Annotated in this window: 17 protein-coding genes; 7 read left to right on the top strand and 10 right to left on the bottom strand. The window is 46.3% G+C overall.

Annotation, left to right across the window (positions count from 1 at the left end; all coding sequences use genetic code 11):
* Positions 1 to 38 precede the first annotated feature (38 nt).
* The 3 genes from AC3WU2_RS26685 to AC3WU2_RS26675 form a co-directional block, all read right to left on the bottom strand.
* Positions 39 to 1,532 carry an ABC transporter substrate-binding protein gene (locus tag AC3WU2_RS26685; protein ID WP_492457985.1) on the bottom strand — a complete coding sequence of 498 codons (1,494 nt, stop codon included), beginning with the start codon at positions 1,530 to 1,532 and terminating at the stop codon, positions 39 to 41.
* Between the two features lie 47 nt (positions 1,533 to 1,579).
* Positions 1,580 to 2,443 carry a carbohydrate ABC transporter permease gene (locus tag AC3WU2_RS26680; protein ID WP_492458018.1) on the bottom strand — a complete coding sequence of 288 codons (864 nt, stop codon included), beginning with the start codon at positions 2,441 to 2,443 and terminating at the stop codon, positions 1,580 to 1,582.
* A gap of 166 nt (positions 2,444 to 2,609) precedes the next feature.
* Positions 2,610 to 3,548 (bottom strand): ABC transporter permease, encoded by a 939-nt coding sequence (locus AC3WU2_RS26675; RefSeq protein ID WP_018758569.1) that lies wholly within the window; start codon positions 3,546 to 3,548, stop codon positions 2,610 to 2,612.
* Positions 3,549 to 3,763: 215 nt separating this feature from the next.
* On the opposite strand from AC3WU2_RS26675, the gene AC3WU2_RS26670 reads away from it, so the two are divergent.
* Together AC3WU2_RS26670 and AC3WU2_RS26665 are read left to right on the top strand one after the other, a co-directional pair.
* Positions 3,764 to 5,539 (top strand): sensor histidine kinase, encoded by a 1,776-nt coding sequence (locus AC3WU2_RS26670; RefSeq protein WP_492457984.1) that lies wholly within the window; start codon positions 3,764 to 3,766, stop codon positions 5,537 to 5,539.
* Positions 5,532 to 7,166, top strand: a complete 1,635-nt coding sequence (locus AC3WU2_RS26665) for a response regulator (RefSeq protein ID WP_492457983.1) — start codon at positions 5,532 to 5,534, stop codon at positions 7,164 to 7,166. Before AC3WU2_RS26670 ends, AC3WU2_RS26665 begins: the two co-directional genes overlap by 8 nt.
* Before the next feature lie 514 nt (positions 7,167 to 7,680).
* Here the strand turns inward: AC3WU2_RS26665 and AC3WU2_RS26660 are convergent.
* From AC3WU2_RS26660 to nirB, 3 genes are read right to left on the bottom strand one after another with little or no spacing between them, the layout of a single operon-like run.
* Positions 7,681 to 8,445 (bottom strand): formate/nitrite transporter family protein, encoded by a 765-nt coding sequence (locus tag AC3WU2_RS26660; protein ID WP_492457982.1) that lies wholly within the window; start codon positions 8,443 to 8,445, stop codon positions 7,681 to 7,683.
* A 3-nt stretch (positions 8,446 to 8,448) separates the two neighbouring features.
* Entirely contained in the window at positions 8,449 to 8,769 is a 321-nt protein-coding gene (nirD, locus tag AC3WU2_RS26655) for a nitrite reductase small subunit NirD (protein WP_018758565.1), read from the bottom strand.
* 14 nt (positions 8,770 to 8,783) lie between these two features.
* Complete coding sequence (gene nirB / locus AC3WU2_RS26650; RefSeq protein WP_492457981.1) at positions 8,784 to 11,186, bottom strand: nitrite reductase large subunit NirB; 2,403 nt, start codon at positions 11,184 to 11,186, stop codon at positions 8,784 to 8,786.
* Between the two features lie 229 nt (positions 11,187 to 11,415).
* On the opposite strand from nirB, the gene AC3WU2_RS26645 reads away from it, so the two are divergent.
* Both AC3WU2_RS26645 and AC3WU2_RS26640 read left to right on the top strand, forming a co-directional pair.
* Positions 11,416 to 12,330: an ArsR/SmtB family transcription factor gene (locus AC3WU2_RS26645; protein ID WP_492457980.1), complete on the top strand. Its 915-nt coding sequence runs from the start codon at positions 11,416 to 11,418 to the stop codon at positions 12,328 to 12,330.
* Positions 12,331 to 12,345: 15 nt separating this feature from the next.
* Positions 12,346 to 13,572 carry an MDR family MFS transporter gene (locus AC3WU2_RS26640; protein WP_492457979.1) on the top strand — a complete coding sequence of 409 codons (1,227 nt, stop codon included), beginning with the start codon at positions 12,346 to 12,348 and terminating at the stop codon, positions 13,570 to 13,572.
* A gap of 127 nt (positions 13,573 to 13,699) precedes the next feature.
* On the opposite strand, the gene AC3WU2_RS26635 is transcribed toward AC3WU2_RS26640, so the two are convergent.
* The 3 genes from AC3WU2_RS26635 to AC3WU2_RS26625 form a co-directional block, all read right to left on the bottom strand.
* Positions 13,700 to 14,527: a carbohydrate ABC transporter permease gene (locus AC3WU2_RS26635; RefSeq protein ID WP_018758563.1), complete on the bottom strand. Its 828-nt coding sequence runs from the start codon at positions 14,525 to 14,527 to the stop codon at positions 13,700 to 13,702.
* An 18-nt stretch (positions 14,528 to 14,545) separates the two neighbouring features.
* Positions 14,546 to 15,433, bottom strand: a complete 888-nt coding sequence (locus AC3WU2_RS26630) for a carbohydrate ABC transporter permease (protein WP_492457978.1) — start codon at positions 15,431 to 15,433, stop codon at positions 14,546 to 14,548.
* Positions 15,434 to 15,526: 93 nt separating this feature from the next.
* On the bottom strand, positions 15,527 to 16,789 hold the full coding sequence (locus AC3WU2_RS26625; RefSeq protein ID WP_492457977.1) for a sugar ABC transporter substrate-binding protein: 1,263 nt from the start codon (positions 16,787 to 16,789) through the stop codon (positions 15,527 to 15,529).
* A 311-nt stretch (positions 16,790 to 17,100) separates the two neighbouring features.
* Between AC3WU2_RS26625 and AC3WU2_RS26620 the strand changes: the two genes are divergently transcribed.
* The 3 genes from AC3WU2_RS26620 (at position 17,101) to AC3WU2_RS26610 (ending at position 23,679) form a co-directional block, all read left to right on the top strand.
* Positions 17,101 to 19,266, top strand: a complete 2,166-nt coding sequence (locus AC3WU2_RS26620) for a glycoside hydrolase family 3 N-terminal domain-containing protein (RefSeq protein ID WP_492457976.1) — start codon at positions 17,101 to 17,103, stop codon at positions 19,264 to 19,266.
* A gap of 18 nt (positions 19,267 to 19,284) precedes the next feature.
* Positions 19,285 to 22,629, top strand: a complete 3,345-nt coding sequence (locus AC3WU2_RS26615; protein ID WP_492457975.1) for a GH36-type glycosyl hydrolase domain-containing protein — start codon at positions 19,285 to 19,287, stop codon at positions 22,627 to 22,629.
* An 84-nt stretch (positions 22,630 to 22,713) separates the two neighbouring features.
* On the top strand, positions 22,714 to 23,679 hold the full coding sequence (locus AC3WU2_RS26610) for a LacI family DNA-binding transcriptional regulator (protein ID WP_492457974.1): 966 nt from the start codon (positions 22,714 to 22,716) through the stop codon (positions 23,677 to 23,679).
* A gap of 67 nt (positions 23,680 to 23,746) precedes the next feature.
* On the opposite strand, the gene AC3WU2_RS26605 is transcribed toward AC3WU2_RS26610, so the two are convergent.
* The gene (locus tag AC3WU2_RS26605) at positions 23,747 to 24,844 is read right to left on the bottom strand and encodes a DNA alkylation repair protein (RefSeq protein WP_492457973.1); all 1,098 of its coding nucleotides are present in this window, start codon (positions 24,842 to 24,844) and stop codon (positions 23,747 to 23,749) included.
* Between the last annotated feature and the right edge of the window lie 257 nt (positions 24,845 to 25,101).

The following is a 25,101-nucleotide window of genomic DNA, read 5'->3' as shown; positions in this document are numbered from 1 at the left end:
TTGTTTCCCTCGCAGCAGAAGGCCTGCTGATGATCGTATTATTTGCTTGCGCGCCAAGCGTCAAGCTGCTTCTGTGCTTCTGCAATGATCTTGTCGATGCCTTGCGCCTTCAGCTTCTCAATCGCTTTTGGCAGCATTTTCTCTGGATCCACGGATCCTGTGTTGAAGGATGGACCAAATTCATCGACCGCATTCTTCACGTTCGCGATTTCTGTCATGACACTCGTTGGGTCGAATTGGAACCCAAGCAGCGGTGCATTTTTCGCAGAATCATTGAATTTCTTGTATTGCTCCCACTTATCTGCCGGGTCAGCCTTCAACTTATCAAGCAAGAACATGTTGCCGAGCGTGAATGACGGCATGCTGTAACCGGAGTCTGGGATCGGCTCATACGTATCTTCCGTCAGACGTTTGTAATGCACGCCTTCAATACCATTGTTGAGCAAGTTGCGCAAATATTTATCCGTGTTCAGCAAGTTCAGGAATTCCATCGCCTGCTTCGGATATTTCGTTTTGGCCGAAATCGCCTGCATCGAACCCGTTACGGACCAGTTGAACACGAGCGGCTCATGAATTGGCGTCGAGACGATCGGATACTTCATGCTTTCTGTCCATTGAATATCGGCGAAAGGTACCGTGTGCTGCTTATCCACGAGCCATTTGCCCGTTTTCTCGAAATCATTGCCTTGTTTGGTTGCGACATCTGGCGGTAAATAGCCAGCTTGGTAATATTCACGCATTGTCTTGAAGACTTGCTTCGCTTCCGCAGATTCCCAAATATTCACCATTTTGAAATCAGTTGTGTTCATTGGTACTCCAACCGGAATGCCTTCTAATGCAAAATCAAACGGAAGGTACATACCAATGTTCGATGGAATCGGATATACATCCGGCTCACCTGCTTTAACAGCCTTCAGCATCGGCGCAAGGCTCTCCAGCGTTGTTGCTTGTGTTATGTCTAATTTGTATTTGTCAACCAGGTTCTTGTTGAACCGCCATACCGCTTGTGCAGGAAGTTCTTTATTCGTCGGGATCGCATAATTATGGCCATTGACTTTGGAGCCTTCAAGGAATGCTGGATTGAGCACTTCTTTGATGCCTTGACCCGATTGGTTCAACAGTTCATCCAGCTCGAGGAAATAACCTTTTCTCGCACCCTCAACATAGTTGAAGGCCCATGAACTCGTGAACGCGATATCGAATGGTTCACCCGAAGCAGCGATAACTTGCATTTTTTGCGAATAATCGCCCCAATCGATTACTTTCATGTCCAGCTTCACATTGATTTTCTCTTGCAAATATTTGTTGACCTCAGTCAAGACTTTATCTTGGTCTTTCTGCGGTCCACCAATGGTATACCATAATAGCGTGACTGGGTCTTCTTTCTTCTCTGGCGTAACCTGTGTATCTGTCGTTCCTGTGTCCTTCGTGCCCTCACTGGACTTTGTGTCCTTGCTGCTGCTAGAGCAGCCTGCGAGTGCGATTGAAGCAAGCATGATGAAGGTTAATACGAGTAGTACGCTTTTTCTCATCTCTGTCTTCCTCCCTTTTATACGAATCTTAGTATCTATCTTCGTAATCATTCCTTCACCGCGCCAATCGTCAAGCCTTGCACGAAATAACGCTGGAAGAATGGATACGCGAAAATAATAGGCACGGTAGCCAGCACAACCATCGCCATCCGTGTCGTCTCGGCCGGTAACGTTCTGACCATATCCGTTCGATCAGCCGCACCGCCAACCCCCGCATTCTGGAGAATGAACTGAATGTTCGTCTCCACCTTCATGAGCAAGGATTGCAGCGGAAGCAATCTCGCATCGTCAATATAGAGCAGTGCATTAAACCAGTCGTTCCAATAACCTAAGGCGGCGAACAGCCCAATGGTGGCTAGACCCGGCAACGAAATCGGCAGTACCAGGTATAGGAATACGCGGAACTCGCCTGCACCGTCAATTTTGCCCGATTCGATAATGGCGTCAGGAACCATGGTCTTGAAGAAGGTCCTCATGATGAGAATCGAGAACGCACTGACACACATCGGGAGAATTAGCGCCCACATGGTATCCTTCAAATGCAGCACTTGCGTCACGACGATATATGACGGCACAAGTCCGCCCCCGAACAGCATCGTAAAGAAGGCGATGAAGGAGAAAAATCCTCGGAAATGAAAATAGCTTCGGGATATCGCATAAGCATACAGGGATACGATCACGAGTGTGAGTAGCGTCCCCACGACGGTGATGAATAACGTAACCCCATAGGATCGCAGCAGCTGATCACCTGTCCTAAACAGGTACGTGTAAGCCTCCACAGACCATTGCTCTGGGATAATTTTATACCCATTCTTCGCTAACGACTGCTCATCCGTGAAGGACAGCACGACAACGAACAAGAATGGATAGACACATGCGAGTGAAAATAATCCAATCCCAAGATGCGCCATGGCATTCCAGAAAGGCGACAGATGATGAATGTTCCGCAGCTTCTTTCGCGGTGCTCTAGGATTGTTCGATGATGGGTGTGAATCAATGACCGTTCTATTTTCCAAAATGGAGTTCCCCCTCTCACTAAAGATGTCGGCCCATAAACCACGGGATGACCATGGCCATTTAGAATAACGCTTGTTCTTTATTGATTTTTCGTACGATAAAGTTCGTGACCAAGACAAGAATGAAGCCAACAACAGATTGATACAATCCGGCCGCGGTACTCATGCCAATATTGCCCGTTACCTTAAGTCCACGATAGACGAACGTGTCGATGACATTCGTAACGGAGTAGAGTGCGCCGGTATCGCGTGGTACTTGATAGAAGAGCCCGAAGTCTGCCCGGAAAATGCCCCCTACCGCAAGGATAAACATAATCACGATAATTGGTGTAATCATTGGAATCGTAATGTTGCGAATTTGCTGCCATTTGCTAGCTCCATCGATCATCGCCGCTTCGAAATACGATTTGTCGATCCCGACGATCGCCGCCAAATAGATGACACTGCCGTACCCGACACCCTTCCACAAGTTCACGATGATCAGAATGTAAGGCCAGAATTTGGTCTCCGTATACCAGAATTCTGGATCTGCGCCGATCCAGGTTAAGAACTGGTTCAGCACCCCTTTATCCACGCTCAGAAAGCTGAATACGAAATAACTCACGATAACCCACGATAGAAAATGCGGCAGGAACATGCCCGTCTGATAAATTTTGGCCAGCTTCTTATTCGCAATCTCACTAATGACAATCGCGACAAGAACGGCGAAGAGTGTCCCGAGAATGATAAAGGCTGCGTTATAGAGCAGCGTGTTCCGCACGATGAGATAAGCGTCTTCCGTCTTGAATAGGTACTCGAAATTTTTGAATCCGACCCATTTGCTCTCGATCATACTGGCTAAGAATCCATCTCGGCTGAACTGATAGTCCTTAAATGCAATTAACGCTCCCGGCATCGGCAAGTAACAGAAGAGCAGAAACCATACGAACCCCGGCAGCACCATTAGGAGCAAAGCTTTGTTACGGCCAACCAACTTCAGCCAGCGCAATAAACCTTTCATGTTGTCCCCCCTCAGCTCGTCATTTGTTGATATGCCTAACTCTACAGCAATGTAAGCGTTCTCTAAAGTGAACAAATCAAAAGTCGAGGTGGATAAAACAAAGATCATATTCCTTTCTTTTTCCGAAGACAGTACAATAAGTGATGGGATTCCTGAATATTAAGAGGAAGGAATTCTTCTTCATGAAAGCGTATACAAAAAGGAGTACGACAGCAATGCGTTTGATGATCGATTTCTACCAGAAGCACTTCAAGCAAAAGTTGTTCAATAAGATTTTGATGATCTACTCCCTCATCACCATCGTGTCGCTGGCCACGTTATCCGTCTTCGTCTTTACGTATTTCAGCAATAATCAAGTTAAGAAAGAGCTCGATTCGAACAACCATGTGCTGTCGAGCATCGGCAGCTACTTCGATACGCGCCATGCGGCTTCGCAGCAGATCATTCAGCAAATTTATCAAGACGGCTCCTCCACCCTGCTGGATGATGCGTTGTCTTTTCTGAAGAATAACTTCTCGGACTATTTGGATGACCGTCTGACACGGTTTAGCGATACTGGCATTCGGCGGCGAGACGTATTATCTTTTCTCCGTATCCAATTAAATACGTTCTCCGACATTCGGACCATCGGACTCTACAGCTCGAAGAAGAAATTCACCTTGCTTCTCACGAAGGATACTCAAAATTATTATCAAGTGAACAGCGATCTTCAGACGGTGCTCAACCAATATGTCATTACGCCCAAGAGCATCACGACCATCAGCAACATTACGAATTTGACGACGCTCGAGACCGACGGGAATCTCATTATCGACTATAACTCCGATGGCATCTACCGCGCATTCCAGAACAATTGGAGCGAAATGAAAGGCTATGTGCTCGTCTTGACGCCCAGCGGCAATGTCGTATTCGATTCCTCGAACCGCTATTATGGCGCCAAATATCCATACATGTCACAGCTAAATGTACCCGCATCCATCCAGCAATTCGAGGAACCGTCTTATGTGAACGTGCAGACGACGAACCGATTCGGGTATTGGATTGTCGGGGTGATTCCGAAAAGCGAGATGTCGGCGAGCATGGTCGGTCTTCGGAATACGCTGCTGCTCGTAACCAGTCTCGTCATCGTGGCTGCGATGGCGCTCACGTACTTTACGATCGTCAATTTCTCAAGGCGTACGAGGACCGTTGTACGTGCGATGGAGAAGTTGAGGAATGGGGATTTATCAGTGCGGATCACGATGGAGAAGGAAGATGAGCTCTTCCAGATCGCGGATCGGTTCAACCATATGTGTGAAGATTTGACTCGCTATATCGACCGCGTCTATGTCTCGGAGATCAGGCAGAAGCAAGCGGAATTAGTTGCTTTTCAAGCTCAGATTAAGCCGCATTTCCTCTATAACACCCTAGAAGCGATTCGGATGCGAGCCCTCTCCTACCAAGCCGAAGACGTCGGGGAAATGATCTATATTCTGTCCACGCTGTTCCGGTATTCCGTTCGGCGCGATACCATCGCCCCGCTCGAAAATGAGATCGAATACTGCAGCCTTTACCTGGACTTGTTCCGCATTCGCTACATGCAGAACTTCTCGTATGAAATTGATATCGAGCCGGAGCTCATGAGTCTTCGGGTGTTGAAATTATCCATCCAACCCATCATTGAGAATTACATCGTGCACGGACTGATTATGTCTCGTACGGATAATCGGATCTGGATTCAGGCCGTGCTCGAAGTGGATGTGCTGGTCATTACGATCAAGGATAATGGCAGCGGCATTGCGCCAGAGAAGCTGGAGTTCATAAGGCAGAAGCTGAATACTGTGGTGTCAGACGAGGCGCAGAGTCAATCGATTGGACTGATGAATACCCATGAACGGATTAAAATTTGCTTCGGTCCTGCGTATGGACTTCACGTGGAGTCTGTTCCGGGGCAAGGCACGACGGTTACGATGAAAATACCAGCAAGCCAAGGAGGAGAACTGTATGCGTAAAGTATTTATCGTTGATGATGAGCGATTCATTCTGCAAGGTCTAACGACGGTGATCGACTGGGAAGAGTTCGGCCTTCATTTGGCGGGCAAAGCTTATGACGGTTCGGAAGCCTTTGAAGCGCTGCAGCATATGGGCTCTGAGGTCGATATTCTGATCACCGATATCATGATGCGCGATATGAACGGCTTGGCATTGATCGAACGGCTGAAGCCGCTCTATCCGCATATGAAGTTCGTCGTGCTCAGCGGCTATAACGAATTCAGCTACGTCAAGGAAGGGATGCGCCTTGGGATTGAGAATTATCTGCTCAAGCCGGTGAACATCAAGGAGTTAACGGAGACGGTTATGAGCACGGTTCAGAAGCTCGAGCAAGCCGATCGGCAAGCCTCCATCGTGCAGAACCAACTGGATATCTTGCGTGACAATGTGATGGCGCGTTGGGCTACAGGGAACATCGACCCCGCGGAACTGCGGAATCGGTTAGAGTTCCTGGAGATCCCGGTGGATCGCCCCTTCTATGCCGCTGCGACGGTGAAAACGGTACAGGATTCCGCTGCAGAGAATGGCAGCGATGCCTCGATATGGGAACAACAGCAGAATAGCGAAGCTTACCGCATCTGCCAGACGCTCGCGCGTGCAATGGAGGGCAGTTATAGTTATTGCGATAATGATGGCGACACGATTATTCTCATTACTGGCGCGAGTGCGGAGGCAGGACTAGCGGCGACGCTGCCCCTGCTTGAGCAGATTCGGCTGGAATTGAAGCAGCGGCTTGGCATGCATGTATTCATTACGCTTGGTAGTATGGAGCTGAGCTATCTGGATATGTCCCAGAGCTATGCGCATGCCAAACGGCTGCAGGAATATTTCCTCACGAATACGGATAATGCCATTATCTCTTACGATCGGATCGTTGCGGTCGACGAGGAGCTGGAGCTGCCTTCGATGGATGCCTTCGAATATGAGCGCCTCCTGCTCGGCAAAGACAAGTCGGCCGTTCATGCCTATATCGATAAACTGTTCCAGGAGCTGCAATCGACTGCATCCATTACGCCAGCACATATTCATAATCGTGCTGTGGAACTGATCCTATGTACGAAGCAGGTCGTGCGAGACAATAAATTGAATCATGAGCTGGCGACGAGCGGCTATAAGCAGCTGTTCACGGCCATGTTCCGCGCGCATACGATCGGTCAGCTGACGGCGCATGTCAAGTTCATCGCGGATTCGGCCATCGACTACCTGTCGACCGAGGACGACGAATTTAGCTCGGTCGTGAAGCAAGTGCTGCATCAGATTCAGACGAATTATGCAGAGGAGCTGTCGCTCAAGACGCTGAGCCACACACTGCATATCCACCCCTTCTATCTCGGGCAGCTGTTCCAGAAGGAGACGGGTGAGAGCTTCTCGGATTATCTGAACGCCTTCCGCATTAAGAAAGCGCAGAAGCTGCTGAAGACGACCAACATGAAGACGAGCGATATTTCGCGCAGCGTCGGGTACTTGGAGCCGGGGTACTTCTACAAGATGTTCAAGAAGTACACGGGCATGTCGCCAACGGCTTACCGGGGCAATCGGGGCGGTGCTGGACCGGAGCAAGGGAGTGTGAGTGAGACGCAGGTGTGAGACGGCGGACTCTGGTGTGGGGTAATGCGGGTGCAGATGTTCGTTGCAGGCCTTGGCATGTGGCGCGGATTGCGGTGTAGGCGAGCGATGCGGGCGAGCAATGCGGGCGAACGAAACATATGCGGAATATGCAACTCTTCTCCTCCACTAGTTAAGTCTTTTGAACACACATCTCCCCCACTCCTGTTCCACTGCGCCTATGTTGGATCTCTGCATGATAGAGTGCCATCAGAGCCCACTACCATGCTCTATCATGGATCCTAGCATCGTAGAGACTCGAATTTATACCATTCGAGCTCAAAACCCTACTCTACCGTGCAAATATACAGGATAGATGCCACTTCGATCGAATTTAAGCCAAAGTTAGTGCAAGAATCCATGATAGAGATAGTTCAGACAATGGCTACAGCTACTGCTACATTCATCCGCAACAGCAATTCGCATCATCTACCAAACAACAAAAGGGCTGCACAGAGGATCCATTATCGGATTGCCTCTCTGTACAGCCCTGCTTTTATTTCTCCTTCGCAATATACCAATATGCAATGCCCACGAACAGCATACCACCGACGATATTCCCTAGCGTAACAGGAACGAGGTTCGCCGCCATACCCGCCCACGATACTGTCTCCGGATGCGGGATGAATAACGAGATCGACAACAACGTCATATTCGCTACACTATGCTCGAAACCTGAAGTGATGAAGGCGAACAGACACCAGAAGATCATGATAAGCTTGGCGGTCTCTTCTTTCAATTTCATCGAGCACCAGATCGCCAGACAGACGAGCGTATTACACAAGATGCCGCGCATGAACAACTCGAGGAACGGTGCATTCATTTTGGCTCCTGCTACCGTGTTGATGAAATCAGCAACGCCGCCCTTTGCGAGCCCCGTACCAACGAAGATGGCCGCAACGAGCATGGATCCTGCGAAGTTACCGATATAACTATAGAACCATATTTTCATCGTCTCAAGCCAAGTGGTCTTCTTCTCTAACGTACTGACCGTGAGAATGAAGTTATTGCCCGTGAACAATTCGCCGCCTGCCATGATGACAAGACTCAAGGCAATACCGAAGGAGATCCCCATAATAATCTTCGTGCTCGGCACATGCGCCGGCGATAACAGCCCGCCAATCGTGAAGATGAGAATGATGCCAAGACCTACGAACAATCCTGCGAGCATCGAGGAAGTCAAGTACTTCCCCTTGCTTCGCTTAAGCAATGCGACTTTACTCACGCCTGCGTTGTTAATAACGTTAATGAGTTCCTTCATCGATCACAGCCCCCCTAGATACACGTAACCGTCGCGAATTTCCGTCGGATATACTTCGATGCATCCATCATCCGGCTTCTGGACTTCACCTGTGACAAGCGAGATTTTCCAGTCATGCAGCGGACAGAACACGAATTCCCCGGAGACGATCCCTTCGGCAAGCGGACCATTCTTATGCGGACAACGATTACTTACCGCACGGACATCACCATTCGATAGACGAAAGATGGCGATCGACTTCTCCTTCACATGCACTTCTTTGCCGATCTGTATCGCAAGATCTTCGAGCTTGATAACTTTGATCATATTCATCGTTGTACTCATCGCGATCATCCCTTCTATTGTTGTTCAATGGTGTACATATTCCGGCGTTGTTCATCTTCGAGTGTTGCACTCCATGCCTCACGGTACGTGTCTCGGGCGAGTTCAAATCTAGCAGCTAGCTTCTCGACCTGATCCTGATTCTCCAGGACCATACGCACTTTGTCTACGCCAACGCGGTCAACCCAAGGAGCTGTACGCTCTCCATAAATTCCCGTCTCCCGATACAATTGAACGTAAGCCTTCGCCATTTGCATCACTTCATCTTCCGTCGCGACCGTCGTCAAGCTATCGCATTCACGGACTTCCGTTCCGCCATTTCCGCCAAAATACAGCTGGTATCCATTCTCTACACAGACAACACCGAAATCCTTCGTTAACACTTCAGCACAGTTCCGCGGACATCCCGTAACACCCATCTTCATCTTGTGCGGCGTATCCACCATCTCAATCTCTTGCTCTAAGCGAATGCCGAGCGCTAGCGAATCTTGCGTACCGAAGCGGCAGAACTGCGAACCAACACAAGTTTTCACATTGCGCAGCGACTTGGAGTAGGCGTAACCCGAACGCATCTCCAGCTCGGCCCATACCTTCGGGACATCCTCTTTCTTGACGCCAAAGAGGCCTACACGGGCCGCACCCGTGATTTTCACAAGCGGCACATTGTACTTCTTCGCCACTTCACCAATACGAATCAAGTCTTCCGGCGTCGTCGTCCCTCCGTACATCCGAGGAACCACCGAGAACGTACCATCATTCTGGATATTGCCGTCCATCCGTTCGTTCACGAACCGTGATGCTTTGTCATCTTCATATTCATCCGGACGCAGCATGCGCAAATAGTAGTTCAAGGCAGGACGACATTTCGAGCAGCCCTCCTCATGCTTGAAGCCGAGCACGATACGGACTTCTTTTGGCGTATGCATGCCTTTCTCACGAATCGCTTCAACTACCTCATCTCGAGATAATGTCGTACAACTGCACATGCCGGTGACTTCTGCCGATGCGTCGAATTTGTCGCCCAAGGTATGAGCAAGAATCGCTTCTACGACCCCGCGGCATTTACCGCAAGATCCGCCTGCCTTCGTCACGGCTTTCACTTCATTGAAGGTTGTCAGTCCGTGTTCCAGAATCGCACCGACGATCGTGCCTTTCGTTACCCCGTTACATCCACATACCGTCTCATTGGCACTCATCGATGCCACGTCGATTCCTGACTCTTCCCCGGCTTTGTGAAGGACCGATGCACTCGTATACTCTTGAATACCGGCTTCTTTCTTCAGCATGCTGAATAACCGCGTACCGTCCGATGCATCGCCATAGAGCACGACACCGACCACTTTATTGTCACGGACGAGCACTTTTTTATAGACACCCTTCAGTTGGTCCTGCACCACAATCGCCTTCGTATCATCGCTCTCATGGATTTCACCGCCCGAGAATAGATCACACCCTGCTACCTTTAGCTGTGTTGATAGAACGCTGCCCTGGTAACCCGCTGTCTCCTTGCCAGTTAGCACATCCGCGAGGACAACGCCTTGTTCATAGAGTGGTGCGACGAGCCCATAAGCGATCCCACGATGCTCTGCACATTCGCCAACCGCATAAATGTTAGGATCCGACGTCTGCATGAAATCATCAACTTGAATCGCGCGACCAACAGCAAGCCCCGCTTCCCGCCCAATCGCAGCATTCGGTCTGATCCCTACCGCCATCACGACAAGATCACATTCGACACTTGTGCCGTCATCGAATCTAAGTCCTTCAACCCGCTGATCGCCATAGATTTCCGTCGTCTTCTTCTCCATCAGGAACTTCATGCCTTGCTTCTCGAGGTCCTTCTGGAGCAGCTTCGCCGCTTCACGGTCAAGCTGCATCTCCATCAAATTCGGCAGCAAATGAACGACATGTACTTCCATCCCGCGATCGATCAGACCGCGTGCCGCTTCTAGTCCGAGTAAGCCACCACCAATCACGACGGCTTTTCGGTACTGTTTCGCAGCATCCATCATCCGCTCTGTATCTTCAATCGTACGGAAACCGACGACACCTTCCAGCTCATGCCCTGGTACAGGCAGAATGAACGCGCTCGACCCTGTCGCAATAATCAACTCGTCGTAAGGAATGACCTTCCCTTGATTCGTAACGACTTGCTGCTGTTCTCGCTGAATTTCGGTTACTCGTTCATTGGAGATAAGTTGAATGTGGTTCTCCTTGTACCAATCCCAATCATTTATATTAATCTCGCTAAATGTTGTTTTGCCTTGTAAGACATTCGACAGCATGATCCGGTTATAGTTCGGATACGGCTCATCTCCAATCATGGTGATGTCGAACATGTCAGCATTTCTTTTTAGAATCTCTTCCATACAACGTGCACCCGCCATCCCATTGCCGATCATGACCAACTTTTTTTTCATTGAACACGCCTCCATCACCACTTTGTGAAAAAATTAACATACTTAAATTATAACTATTTCCACACAATACAGTGTGATTCTACGCACATTTATTAAGGAAATTTTGTGAAAATAATGGAAACATCCCTTCTTGTCCACGGATACTTCACAGAGTGGAGCCTGATCTTGACATTTTCTTTTTGTTCTATAAAATTAGAACATAATTAATATTCTATTGGAGTGGAGCATATTGAGTTATCTTGTCCAGGTCGACTCGTCACCCGTCTACGAATTGATTGTCAGTCTATATCGTTACATTGATCATCCGACATCCAAACACCATGCATTCGGAAAAGAATGGGAAATCGACGTTCGTCAAAACCTTAGCAATTCCCTATCGCAGAGGCTGGAGGATCGGCGATTAGAAGTACTTCACCGGCTGAATTTATTGGTGTGGCAGTGTCCAGGAGAGCGTACCCCTGAGACATTCCTCAGCTGGTTGGAGCAAATGCCGGTAGGCGAAATTTATGAGCGACTCGTGCCCTGGGTGTCTTCTTTCAAAGAAGATATGAACACGGTTCGGGAACTCATTGTATCTGTGCTGCACGACTGGAACGAGCAATATTTCCGTCATATCGACCCTACGATCCTTCGTACTTTGCAGAAAAGCAGCGACCAAGTAACGCAGCTCCTCCCTTCTACCCCGTCGGTAGAATTGATCGAGTTGTGTACGAATGGGATTCGTGTTGAACCCGTGACTCCGATCGACAAGGTGCTGCTCGTCCCCCAAATGCACTGTAATCCGTATACTGTCATCGATAACTACGAGGGGATGATCGTCTGCCAATATCCGGTGGAGATGCCTGTTTCCGACCCAACTATCCCGTCATCGAAGATGTTGAACACCCTTAAGGCGCTATCCGATGAGAATCGGCTTCGCATCTTGCAATACGTGGCCCAAGGTCCCCGATCGTTCAAAGAAATTGCCGCCTATATCGGTCTTGTCAAAAGCAATGTGCATTATCATTTGACGGCTCTGCGTCTATCGGGGCTGCTGCGATCGCACTACGTGAAGGACAAAGTCGAATCCTATAGCTCCCATATCGAACATTTGAATCATCTAGAATCGGACATTGTTGATTTCATTCATCGATCCAATGGGTAGCGGAGGAAATCCATTATGAAACGTAAATTCATTCCATCTCAGCTGCATCCCGTGATTCGCATCCTGCTGGCGGGTACATTAATTACGAATATGTTCTTATCGATGTGCTCCCCCTTTCTTGTTATCTTCCTCTCGAAGAACACAAGTCTTGGCGTGGGAACCATCGGATTTATGATCGGTGCCGGGGCTCTGGCGGGGACGGTTGGCGGATTTATCGGAGGGTATCTATCAGATCGGGTAGGTAGAAAGAAACTAATGCTCCTGTCGCTGATCGTCTCAAGCCTAACCTATACCGGATATGCCATGGTTCCGCATCCTGTACTGATCTTCGTCCTTGTCATCGTCGGCGGATTCGGCAGTGCCTTTTTCACCCCTGTATCCAACGCGTACCTAGCGGATCTAACGCCGGAGCATCAACGTTCGGCCGTGTATTCCTTGCGTTACATGGCAGCGAATATCGGATTTGCCGTAGGCCCCTTGATCGGTCTTGCCCTTGGGCTAACCGGGAGTCCGGTGCCTTTTGTCCTGATGGCGATTTGCTATATTGCTTATGCGGTCGTCATGTTCGTATCATTAAATCGTCTTAAGGAAAGAAGTGTGCCCGTATCGTCAGCCTCCTCTCCCTTGACATTAAGGACCACCTGGCATGTGCTGCGAAAAGATTTCGCACTGCTGTTCTTCGTGTTCGCGAGTGTCCTGACCACCGCTGTTGAAGGGTTATGGTCCGTATCATTCGCCAATTATTTGCCCACGCAATTTATGGATGGCGAGAAACTGCTAGCCGTGCTGCTCACGGTAAACTCGACACTCGTTATTCTGCTTCAGCCTTTGATCGCCAAATGGACCCAAACCCGAACGCCACTTTATGCCATTTCAATAGGAAGTCTACTATTCGCCATTGCCGAAGTGGGGTATGCTTTTTCCTTCAACTGGGCGATGTTCATCGGGTTTATGGTCATCTTTACGATCGGAGAGATTCTCATTCTTCCTTCGCAATATACGCTGCTGAATCAGATAACACCTGAAGCGGTAAGAGGAACGTATTTCGGTGCCTTCTCCCTTCATGGCTTAGGCAACTTTATTGGCCCTTGGCTGTGGAGTGCTCTCTTGGTGCACTATAACGGGCAAGCGATGTTCGGCGCGATTGCGATTACGGCCCTGCTTAGCATTTGGTTCTATCGGAAGGCTGGGGGGTATAAGATGAAGGAAGTTGTGGCGGATGTGATGGGGGTGGCGAAGTAGGAAGCGGAAAGAATCCGCATCAAACACGAAAAGCTGTCCCACACGTATCATTCGCTACGTCGGAACAGCTCTTTGTGTTACATCTATTTGTAGAGAAAGGTTTCTTAAACACGCTTCGGCGCTCACATTATTTCGAACTGGAAGTCGTGTAATTCTCAATAATATTTTTCTGGAAAATAATAAAGATGATAATAACCGGCATGACCATGAAGGTTGCGCCCGCCATCTGCAGGGCAAAATTCCCGCCATACTGACTTTTCAGTAATGAGAGACCGACGGACAAGGTATATAATCTTTCATTGTTCGCCATGATTAACGGCCATAGGAAGCTGTTCCAACCACCGATAAAGGCAAGAATGGCCTGTACAGCAAGAATTGGCTTCGAACACGGAATAATAATCTGCATGAAAATTCTGAACTCACTAGCTCCATCGAGTCGTGTCGCTTCCAGTATTTCATCTGGAATGGTCGTCATAAACTGACGGAACAAGAAAATTCCGAACGCCCCCACGAGACTAGGCAATACAATCCCCAGCATCGTGTCGGTCAAATTCATTTTGTTTAAGATCAAATAAACCGGGATCATCGTTACTTGACTTGGAATCATCATCGTCGCCAATACCATAAGGAATGTACTTTCTTTCCCCTTAAAATCGTACTTGGCAAAACCAAAACCAGCCATCGCATTTAAGAACATTCCAAAGAATGAGAAAAGAACGATGATCATTGTATTTTTCAAATACACGGCAAAGTTCATATTTTGAAATAAATTGGTGTAGTTATCCAAAGTAAAATCTTTCGGCCACAATGTTGGTGGAATCAGAATAACTTCACTTTCCATCTTAAAGGATGATAAGATCATCCAAATAAAAGGAAGCACAAACAGAATACCTCCAATTGTTAATACAATCCCGGCCACCCATTGAAATAATTTATCTTTATTTGCACCTTTCATCGGTTCACCTCCACTCTTTTAATAATCTGATTCTTTCGCTTGCACTCTATATTGAACCAACGTTACCGCGATGACAGCGATGAATAAAATAAATGATCCAGCCGCAGCATATCCAAAGTTACTCAATTGGAAACCATTTTTATAAATAAACAATGCAGCTGACATCGTGCCATCCAGTGGTCCACCCTTGGTCATAATGAACGGTTCTTCGAAGAACTGAAGCCATCCGATCATCGTCGTAATCGATACGAAGAAAATCGCAAATTTCAGCATCGGAATCGTAATTTTCGTAACTTGTTGCCACGTATTAGCACCATCCAATTGCGCAGCTTCATAATAAGACTTTGGAATACCTTGTAATGCAGCAATGAAAATGATCATATTTAAACCTACCGCTCTCCAGAGTGCCATAAGAATCAATGATAATTTGGCTACTGTAGGCTCGGTCAACCACGGAATTGCAGATAAGTTCATAGATTCTAGAATGTAATTGAACAGACCAAATGCAGGGTTGTACAAATAAGTCCAGACTACCGCTACCGCTACAACGTTCGTAACTGAAGGCAAATAATAGACAACACGAAACACTTTGAAGATTTTAGAAGTACCTAAGTTAATCAATAAAGCCACACCAAGTGAAGTTACAATTACGAGAGGAACCCCAATAATAACGTAAAACAATGTATTAAAAATGGCTTTTAAAAAAACGGGGTCCGAAAGCACATTGATGTAGTTTTTAAAGCCAATAAAGCTCAAATTTGAATAGTCTGCTAGTCCAGCCAAGTCCATATTCGTAAAACTAATGAACAGGGCCACGAAGATTGGCAATAACGAAAACACAAGGAGCAATATGATCGCTGGCGCAATGAAAAAATATGGTGCCTTCCTCGAGGTGAAACCTTTCATACCCTAGTCACTTCCTTTACTCAGGTTCCTATACACAGATAATGAGAGAGCTAACCGGCTATTGTAGCCGGTTAGCTTCATTGGTCTATATTATTACTTATTAATAATCGATTCAGCTTTTTTGTTGAAATCGTCCATTTCCTTTTGTACGTCAGCACCTTTTGTACGGTACACTTTTTCAAAGCTACTCAAGAAGTTTTGGGCAATTTCTTCAAATTGTTTTGTAGAAGGCATTGGAATCGCCGTTTTTAATTGTTCACCAAATACTTTATAGTTCGCATCTTCTTGAAGAACTGGGTTGTTCCAAGCTTCTTTTGAAGAAGGAAGGGATTTAGTTAACTCCATCCATTTCAATTGTGTCTCAGGTTTCGCCATGAACTCAACGAATTTCAGTGATGCTTCTGCATTCTCTGTGTATTGGAATACGGACATGTTCGATCCACCAAGAGAGGAGAAGTTGTTATCTTTACCCGCAGGCAATACCGCTGTTGCCCACTTACCATCAATATCAGGCGCTTGATCTTTAATCAATTGAACCATCCAAGGTCCGCTGATAAACATTGGTGCAACACCATCGCCACGGAAGCCTTGAATCGCATCGATACCCAGATCCACTGGAGCAGAGCCATTCTCAACGAAGCTATTCATATATTTCACAGTATCTACGAAAGCCGGTTGGTTAAATAATGGTTTACCTGCTGCATCGAACAATTCAGAACCATTTTGGCGAGCTAGCATAAAGGAAAGAGATTGTTCTTTAACGTCAAGGGCGAAACCGTATTTCCCTTGACCGCGATCAGCAAGTTTCTTCGCTGCATCTTGCATTTCTGTCCAAGTTTTTGGTGCTTGATCGTAGCCAACTTCTTTGAGTAAATCTGTACGGTAGTAAAGAACGCGTGTATCGATGTACCAAGGTACACCTACATAAGCACCTTCGAATGTTCCAGTTTGAACTGATCCAGGGTAGAAGTTATCTTGTTTCAATCCAGGATATTTATCTAAATACGGAGTTAAATCCATCAAGGCTTTTGCGTTCGCAAATTCTGGAATCCAAGTTGTACCCATTTGTACAACGTCAGGACCTTTTTTCGATGCAACAGCTGTTAGCAATTTGTCGTGTGCTGAATCCCACGGTAACGCTTGTACTTCAACTTTAATGTTTGGATTCTCTGCTTCGAAAAGTTCAGCCATTTTGGGAAGTGACTTCGCTTCCTCCCCCATCCCCCATACACTAATTGTTGTTACTTTATTGCCGGAGCTATCTGTTGTTTCTGCTGATTTTGAACCGCATCCTGAAAGGATACCCATAACAAGTAAAGTAGATGCTAGTACGGTTGCTGCTGTTTTTTTACGCATATTTAACTTCCTCTCTAATCATGATAGTAATTTGCGAAACGTTTCAATTTAGTATATTACTCCGCATCAAAATCGAAAACACAGAATTTAAAACGTTTCGATAGTCATTATATAACATGCTGTAATCGTATTCAAGTGATTAATTCGTGATATTTAAAACGATTCTCCTCTTTCAAAAGTTATAAGAACCTAGGTTGACGTCGCTATTAAAGGTGTTTATAATGGTTTTTGTGTAACGATAGAAACGTTTCTATAATATTTGGATGTCCTTGAACATCGCTTTTGAGGCTTAACAAGATGGAGGAAAACATATGTCGGAACAACAGTTAATTTCATTAATAAGCCAAATGACTATAGAAGAAAAAATCAGTCAGCTACTTCAGTTAGCTGGGCCATTCTTTGAAGGCTCAGAGAGCCAAGGCGAAATAACAGGACCTATGGCAGCTATGGGAGTATCAGATGATTCGGTTCGAAATTCGGGATCCGTATTAGGTTTGACAGGAGCTAAAGAAGTCATTCAAGTACAAGAGGCCCATTTAAAAAATAATCGACTAGGTATTCCACTATTATTCATGGCAGACATTGTTCATGGGTACAAAACGATCTTCCCTGTCCCTCTTGCGATCGGCTGCTCCTGGGATATGGATATGGCGGAGAACACCGCAGCAATAGCCGCCAAAGAGGCTTCAGTCGCTGGTGTACATGTTACGTTCGCACCTATGGTTGACCTCGTACGTGATCCACGTTGGGGGAGAGTCATGGAATCTACCGGAGAAGACCCTTTCCTTAATAGTGAATTTGCACGAGCCTTCGTAAGAGGTTTCCAAGGAACGGATTTAACGCATGATCTTTCTCGTGTAGCAGCTTGTGTGAAACACTTTGCCGCTTACGGTGCAGCAGAAGCCGGTCGTGACTACAATACGGTGGATATGTCCGAACGCCAAATGCGTGAATATTACCTCCCCGCTTACCGAGCTGCGTTAGATGAAGGTTGCGAGATGGTAATGACCGCATTTAATACGGTCGATGGAATTCCGGCTTCTGGAAATCGCCGCTTAATGAGAGACCTGCTTCGAGACGAATGGGGATTTGACGGTGTCTTAATTTCCGATTGGGGCGCAGTTAAAGAGATGATTCCTCACGGCATTGCAGTGAATGAAGCAGAAGCAGCTTATAAAGCGATCCAAGCTGGTGTTGATATTGAAATGATGACGCTTTGCTATGAAAATCATCTAAAAGCATGGATTGAAAACGGCCAAGTTAATGAATCACTCATTGATGAAGCCGTCCTGCGTATTTTGACACTGAAACACAAATTAGGTCTGTTCGATAATCCGTATCGTGGCGCAAGCATCGAGCTTGAAGAAAAACTCATCTTATCCGATGCACATCGTCAAGCTGCTCGAGATGCAGCCGCTAAATCTACTGTGTTATTGAAGAATGACAACGTTTTACCTTTAAAAGAAGAGCAAAAAGTCGCTTTGATTGGTCCGTTCTCTCAAAGTGGAGATATTCTCGGCCCATGGTCTTGGTTGGGATCTAAAGAAGAAGCTGTTCAGTTGTATACCGGTATGGTCAATCTCGTAGGCTCTACGCATATCAAGACCGCACAAGGTTGTTCAATCGAGACGATGACGGGAGCTCAATTGGCAGAAGCATTAGTAACCGCTCAAGATGCCGATGTCATTGTGCTCGCTTTAGGTGAAAACTCCGATATGAGTGGCGAGGCTGGTTGCCGTGGAGATATTACTCTACCTAAGGTTCAGCTAGAACTGATCACTGCGTTAAAGTCGTTGAATAAGCCTATGGTTGCGGTTCTTTTTAACGGTCGCCCCCTAGACTTACACGGAGTCTACGACAAAGTGGACGCCCTGCTTGAAGCTTGGTATCCAGGAACCGAAGGCGGAGCAGCCATCGCTGATTTATTATATGGCAGACAGAATCCAACAGCTCGGTTAACCATGTCATTCCCATATGCATTGGGTCAAGTGCCTGTCTACTACAATCATTTCAATACAGGCCGTCCACAAGGTGCACCGGATGCACAGATACGTTATGTATCGCAGTACTTGGACATGCCTAATGAACCGTTATTACCTTTCGGATTTGGTCTTAGCTATACAACCTTTGAATATAGCGAGGCAACCCTTTCTTCATCAACGATAACCATGGAACAGTCTTTGACCATTAAGGTACTTGTCACCAACACGGGAGATCGGCCCGGTGAAGAGCTTGTCCAATTGTATGTTCGTGACCTATCCGGAGAAGTGGTGCGTCCAGTCAAAGAATTGAAAGCATTCAGCAGAATCTTACTAGAGCCAGGAGAAAGTCAAGAAGTTACCTTTACATTAGCGGAAGAACAGCTTCGCTATCATCATTCTAACTTAGAATTCAATAGCGATTCCGGTGACTTCTTCGCCTTTATCGGTGGCAACAGTCGAGACGTTGCCGAACTAAAATTCACTTTAACGAAGTAAGGAAGGCGAGTGGGAAAAATGACAACAATTAACCCTTCAAATTTTCAAATAAAAAGTAATAACTTAGCATTCACATTTATGAATAGCGGAGATATTCGTGAAATACGAATGAATCAAATGATGATTAATCAATGGATCGCAAATCCATTAGATGGATCTCTGAACAATCTATATCTTCGTGTACACCATGAATCCGGTATGAACTGCGTGCCACTCCTTGGCGTTCAATCCCCAAGCGAAGTAAGCCATACGGATACACAAGTAATATTTAAGGGTACATTCGAATCCCTTCGCTACCTTGTTACGTTCACTTTAACACCGATGAATATTTGGTTCTGGGATGTTCAGGTTGAAGGGCAAGGTGAGGTTGTTGATGTCATCTACGGACAAGATATCGGTCTAGCAGATCAAGGGGCTGTACGCTCCAACGAAGCTTACCTATCTCAATATATTGACCATACTATGTTTGAAGATGCAGAGAAAGGTTATGTCGTATGCTCGCGTCAGAACATGCCGCAAGCTGGTGCATTCCCTTATATCCAACAAGGTTCATTGACGAAGGCTGTAGGCTTCTCAACAGATGGATTCCAATTCTTCGGCCTATCTTATAAAGCTACGAATCAGATCGCTGCACTTCAACAAGCACAATTAAATAATGAAGTGTATCAATATGAATTTGCCTATACTGCATTGCAATCAGAGCGCGTTACAGTGAATGGGACTGCACGGTTTGTATTTTACGGCCTCTTCAGCCCGGATCATAAGGCAGCCATCACATCTCTTGCATTCAACAAAGAGATTGAAGAAGCATGGGCGCAAGTATCCAAACTTCAAACTACAACAAGCACACCTGTAACGAAGGTAAACCTTGCATCACATATCGGATCACCACTAACAACCGAATCCATGACATTAGAAGAAGTGAAGAATCTCTTCCCTAACCGACACCAAGAAGAGTGGCAAGGTGAAGAATTGTTATCCTTCTTTACCGATACGCACGAACATATCGTATTGAAGGCTAAGGAATTGCTTGTTGAGCGCCCACACGGTCACATTCTAATGACTGGTGATAACGCGCACTTGAACGATCAAATCTTAACAACAACTTCATATATGTATGGTATATTCAACTCCCAATTGGTTGTTGGAAATACGTCTTGCAATAAAATGTTAACGAATGCTCGTAATGCTCTGAATGTGATGAAAACATCCGGTCAACGGATTTATATCGAAATTCAGGGTGCGTATCACCTGCTTACCATGCCTTCGATGTTCGAAATGGGCTTTAACTATGCTCGCTGGTATTACAAAATGGCAGATGATATGCTCGTCATTACGAACTTCACAACACTAAACACACCGGAATTGCACTTACAAGTTCGCTCTGCTTCCGGCAAAGCTTATCGTTATCTCGTAACGAATCAAGTATCGATGAACAATAATGAATACGTTGCCCCATATCACATGGAGCAGTCTGATTCTGTACTTACATTCCGTGCGGATGCAGCATCCGATAGTGCAAACACGTTGCCTGACCTTTGCTATCGCATGAAGTTTACAGGTACAGCTATGTCAATACAAGATGAAACGGCGATGTCTAAACAGGTGGATGCTGGATCGGCTTCACTTGTAGTCCTTGAACTATCTGCTACAAACGAATGGAATATGACGGCACAAGGGTTAATTGCTGGTGGAGACTTACCATTTGGAACTCCGGATGTAGACACGGAAATTGCTAGCTACCGTGCATTTTATGAGCAAGTTATGAACGGCTTTAATCTGAATCATCCAGAAGGTCTTACCGATGAAATTCAAAAAGTAAACGCCCTGGCATGGTGGTATACACACAATATGTTAGTGCACTATTCTGTCCCTCACGGATTAGAACAATACGGTGGTGCAGCATGGGGTACGCGTGATGTATGCCAAGGACCAACAGAATATTTTATGGCAACTCAAAAGTATAATGAGGTACGGGACATCATCAAAGTGGTGTTCACTCATCAATATGAAGATGAAGGCAACTGGCCGCAATGGTTCATGTTCGATCAGTACTCTCATATACAACAAGAAGAAAGCCATGGCGATATTATTGTATGGCCACTCAAAGTTTTGAGCGACTATCTGAACTTCACCAAGGATTACAGCATCCTTCAAGAAGAAGTACCTTATTCCATCCGTCATACAGGTGAGCTGACAGAGAAGAAAGCAACGATCTATGATCATACTAAAAAAGAAATCGAATATATTAAAAATCATTTCTTGCATGATACACACTTATCTTCTTATGGTGATGGCGACTGGGATGATACGCTTCAACCAGCAAATGCACAGTTGAAACAATATATGATCAGCAGTTGGACGGTTGCATTAACATACCAAGTGTTCAACCAACTAGCTACGGCGCTATCCCAAGTTGACGAAGCGATGGCTGTAGAATTAAGCGAACATGCTGCTGCTATTCAAGCTGACTTCAATCGCTATATGCTGCAGACGGATGTGATTCCAGGTTTTGTATACATGGAAAAGCCAGGTCAAGCTGAATTGATGCTACATCCAACAGATACGAAGACAGGCATTCAATATCGCCTCCTCCCGATGACTCGCAGTATGATCGGTGAATTACTAACCGAAGAGCAAGCAGCAGCTCACTATGAGCTTATTAAGAAAGAACTCTACTGTCCGGATGGTGTACGCTTGATGAACCGTCCAGCTCAATATGTCGGTGGTGTGAGCACAAACTTCAAGCGTGCTGAACAAGCATCCAATTTTGGTCGTGAAATCGGTCTGCAATACGTCCACGCTCACATCCGCTTTGTAGAAGCGATGGCGAAACTCGGAAAAGCCGATGAAACATGGAAAGGTCTTGCCATGATTAATCCAGTAGGCATTCGGGACGTCGTGCCAAATGCTGAATTACGTCAGAGCAACGCTTACTTTAGCAGCTCCGATGGGAAGTTCAATGACCGTTATGAAGCACAGGAACGATTCAACGAATTACGTACGGGCGATGTCGCGGTTAAAGGCGGTTGGAGAATCTATTCCAGCGGTCCTGGGATCTACATGAATCAATTGATCTCCAACTGCTTGGGTATTCGTCATGAAGGCGGCGATCTTATTCTGGATCCTATCCTACCAACAACATGCGATGGTATGCAATTTGACTTCACAATCCGTGGATCTAAGACACGTTTTGTCTACCATATTACCGGCCAAGCGATTAGCCGTATAACTGTAAATGGAAAAGATGCTGCTACAACCGAAACAACAAACCGTTATCGTAAAGGCGGCATTCGGATCGACGAGCAACAACTAAGCGATTTGATGAACGATACGATGAATGAAATCAACATTTATATGTAAAAGCTACTTAGCACTCTATTAGGATCATCATCACATTTGGTATAATAGAACATTATGAGTGAGTGAACGTTAGGAGCGTATATCGTGGTCAGTATAAAAGATGTCGCTAAAAAAGCCGGGGTTTCGATCTCGACCGTTTCTTATGCGCTAAACGGAAATCCCAAAGTCAACGAGGAAACTGCATCCAAGATATTAGCTATTGCAAAAGAATTAAAATACACACCCAATGCAGCGGCTCGAAATTTAAAAAGACGAGAAACTAAAATTATTGGTGCATTCTTAACGGATTTTAATGGCGCTTTTTATGGTGATTTATTGCAAGGAATGAAGGAAATTCTGAACAAAAATGACTATGATCTAATCGTCTGCAGCGGAAAACAGTCGCATCGTTTGTTGCCGGAGAAAATGATCGATGGCGCCATCGTTCTAGATGCCTTTTTCTCTAGTGAGGAATTGCTGCTCCATGCAGATCGAGGTCATAAACTGGTTGTGCTCGACAGAGAATTAAAGCACCCTAATATCAACCAAGTATTACTCGATAATAAAGCAGGGGCCGGGCTTGCCGTTGAATACTTAATTGAACAAGGGCATCGTAAAATATATATTGTTACAGGACCTCCTGATTCTTTCGATTCGGTTCAACGACTACAAGCCGTAAAACAAACGATCGATAGAAATCAACCTATTGAATGCATTCACATTCAAGGAAATTTCAATAAATCATCAGGAGTACAAGCGGCGCACAAAATTATGGAAGATTATACGGAACCGGTTGCTGTCTTCTGTCTCAATGATGAAATGGCCCTCGGTGTGTATGATGCCGTGCAACAAAGTGAATTCCGCATCGGCGAACATATTCACCTGATCGGATTCGATAACATGGAGCTAACGCAATATACACAACCTCGAATCGCTACCATCGATTATTCCAAGCACAAATGGGGTGCGGTCGCTTCGGAACAACTATTAAAACTTATCGCTTCGGAAGAAGTAGATCAGGAACGGATCTATGTCAAGTTAATCCAAGGTAATTCTGTACAACGAATATAATTCTTTTCTAATCCAAAGACGAATCCTATCTAACAAGGTAGGATTCGTCTTTTAATATCACTCTCAACTATTCCCTCAACTCCACCGTCGTCTCCGCCACTTCCACCCCATTCACCACCAGGACAATCCGATGTTCCCCTGGATAATGGCGGCGCGTGGTTAAGTCTGCCCAATTATGGCTTCGTCGCCCGTTCAGTACGGTACCTCCCGGGACGGTTTTATCCGTTAGCAGGAATAATTTGCGAGACGTCTGCCCCTTTGCTTTTACAAAGTAAATCCCATATTCGATCCGAACGCGTACCTCTTCCCCTTCTCGCACGCGCAGCGCATATTGAAGCTCGCAGCGCTCGCCAATCGTGAGCGCATTAGGCTCTACATCCATGGAGGCTGATGTCGTTAGCGAAGATGCATCCTCTGCATATCCGAAAATTTGCATGATCTCCGGGTCGGCTCGGCGAATCAATGTCCTGCATGCGTGGCGAATGATCCAATCCGTATCCGGGTGTTTTCCCTGCCAACGCCGCGCTGTCTCGATCACGATCGACGGATGATCCTTCGCAATATCATTCAAGTTGTTCGCAACGCTTTTGCGCACATAGAGGGACGTATCGGCTTTCAGCTTCTCCAGAATCGGTAGAATCGGCGCGGGGTCGCGCTTGAACATCGATAACGCTACGCCCCAAGGCAGCCTTGGACGACACCCTTCACTGGCAAGCCGTCGTACATGCTCACTCGGATGCTCTGCCCAAATCGCCATCTGGCGCATCGCCCGCACGGGATCCCGCAGCAAGAATGGACGTATCGCAAACTCAGAAGAAGATCCTCGTGTGAACCGCTCCAGCGCCTGCATCGACAGCTCCCAGTGCTCCTCAGCTTGTCCATAGACCTCGACGAAGTCGGGCAAGAAGAGGTACGGAAAGCCCGTACAAGTCTCATCGATTGCGAACAGTACCTTGATTGCTTCTTCATAACTAGGCGGCAAATACCGTCCGAGCGTCACCGATATTTTCCGCATCCGTTCTTTGAGCGCTAGCTCGTCCCACGTCTCGTCGATGACATCCGTAATAAATTGCTCCAGTTGAAATGCGCCATACGCAGATTGCACTTTCTCACCAAAACCGCGTAGAAACGCTTCATGATAGACTAATTTTAATGGCTCAGCCAATGCTGTCCCCTCCTGCTTAACATGTTTTTTCTAGTATAACGGATCAAATTGGACAACAGGGTGTCAGGGAATAAAACCGCAAGAAAAGAAAATAACCTTGATAACTTATACATTCTTATCTCTTCAAAAAAACGCCATTACACTCCAAAATAAAGAGTGAGAATGACGTTAATTAAATGAACTATTTCACCGCAGACAAATAGGACTGCAAACTCTCCGCGACGCATTCCATGATCAGCCCCATAAAGGGTGCTTCT

It is taken from the genome of Paenibacillus sp. EB106-05-06-XG162 (assembly GCF_058791655.1).
This window is presented reverse-complemented; position numbering and strand designations above follow the sequence as displayed.

What these genes read in the sequence shown, in the direction of transcription:
- AC3WU2_RS26685 (WP_492457985.1), bottom strand. Translation starts at nt 1,532, where the DNA reads ATGAGAAAAAGCGTACTACTCGTATTAACCTTCATCATGCTTGCTTCA.
- AC3WU2_RS26640 (WP_492457979.1), top strand. Translation starts at nt 12,346, where the DNA reads ATGAAACGTAAATTCATTCCATCTCAGCTGCATCCCGTGATTCGCATC.
- AC3WU2_RS26670 (WP_492457984.1), top strand. Translation starts at nt 3,764, where the DNA reads ATGCGTTTGATGATCGATTTCTACCAGAAGCACTTCAAGCAAAAGTTG.
- AC3WU2_RS26660 (WP_492457982.1), bottom strand. Translation starts at nt 8,445, where the DNA reads ATGAAGGAACTCATTAACGTTATTAACAACGCAGGCGTGAGTAAAGTC.
- AC3WU2_RS26625 (WP_492457977.1), bottom strand. Translation starts at nt 16,789, where the DNA reads ATGCGTAAAAAAACAGCAGCAACCGTACTAGCATCTACTTTACTTGTT.
- nirD (WP_018758565.1), bottom strand. Translation starts at nt 8,769, where the DNA reads ATGAGTACAACGATGAATATGATCAAAGTTATCAAGCTCGAAGATCTT.
- AC3WU2_RS26665 (WP_492457983.1), top strand. Translation starts at nt 5,532, where the DNA reads ATGCGTAAAGTATTTATCGTTGATGATGAGCGATTCATTCTGCAAGGT.
- AC3WU2_RS26615 (WP_492457975.1), top strand. Translation starts at nt 19,285, where the DNA reads ATGACAACAATTAACCCTTCAAATTTTCAAATAAAAAGTAATAACTTA.
- AC3WU2_RS26680 (WP_492458018.1), bottom strand. Translation starts at nt 2,443, where the DNA reads ATGGCGCATCTTGGGATTGGATTATTTTCACTCGCATGTGTCTATCCA.
- AC3WU2_RS26675 (WP_018758569.1), bottom strand. Translation starts at nt 3,548, where the DNA reads ATGAAAGGTTTATTGCGCTGGCTGAAGTTGGTTGGCCGTAACAAAGCT.
- nirB (WP_492457981.1), bottom strand. Translation starts at nt 11,186, where the DNA reads ATGAAAAAAAAGTTGGTCATGATCGGCAATGGGATGGCGGGTGCACGT.
- AC3WU2_RS26630 (WP_492457978.1), bottom strand. Translation starts at nt 15,433, where the DNA reads ATGAAAGGTTTCACCTCGAGGAAGGCACCATATTTTTTCATTGCGCCA.
- AC3WU2_RS26635 (WP_018758563.1), bottom strand. Translation starts at nt 14,527, where the DNA reads ATGAAAGGTGCAAATAAAGATAAATTATTTCAATGGGTGGCCGGGATT.
- AC3WU2_RS26620 (WP_492457976.1), top strand. Translation starts at nt 17,101, where the DNA reads ATGTCGGAACAACAGTTAATTTCATTAATAAGCCAAATGACTATAGAA.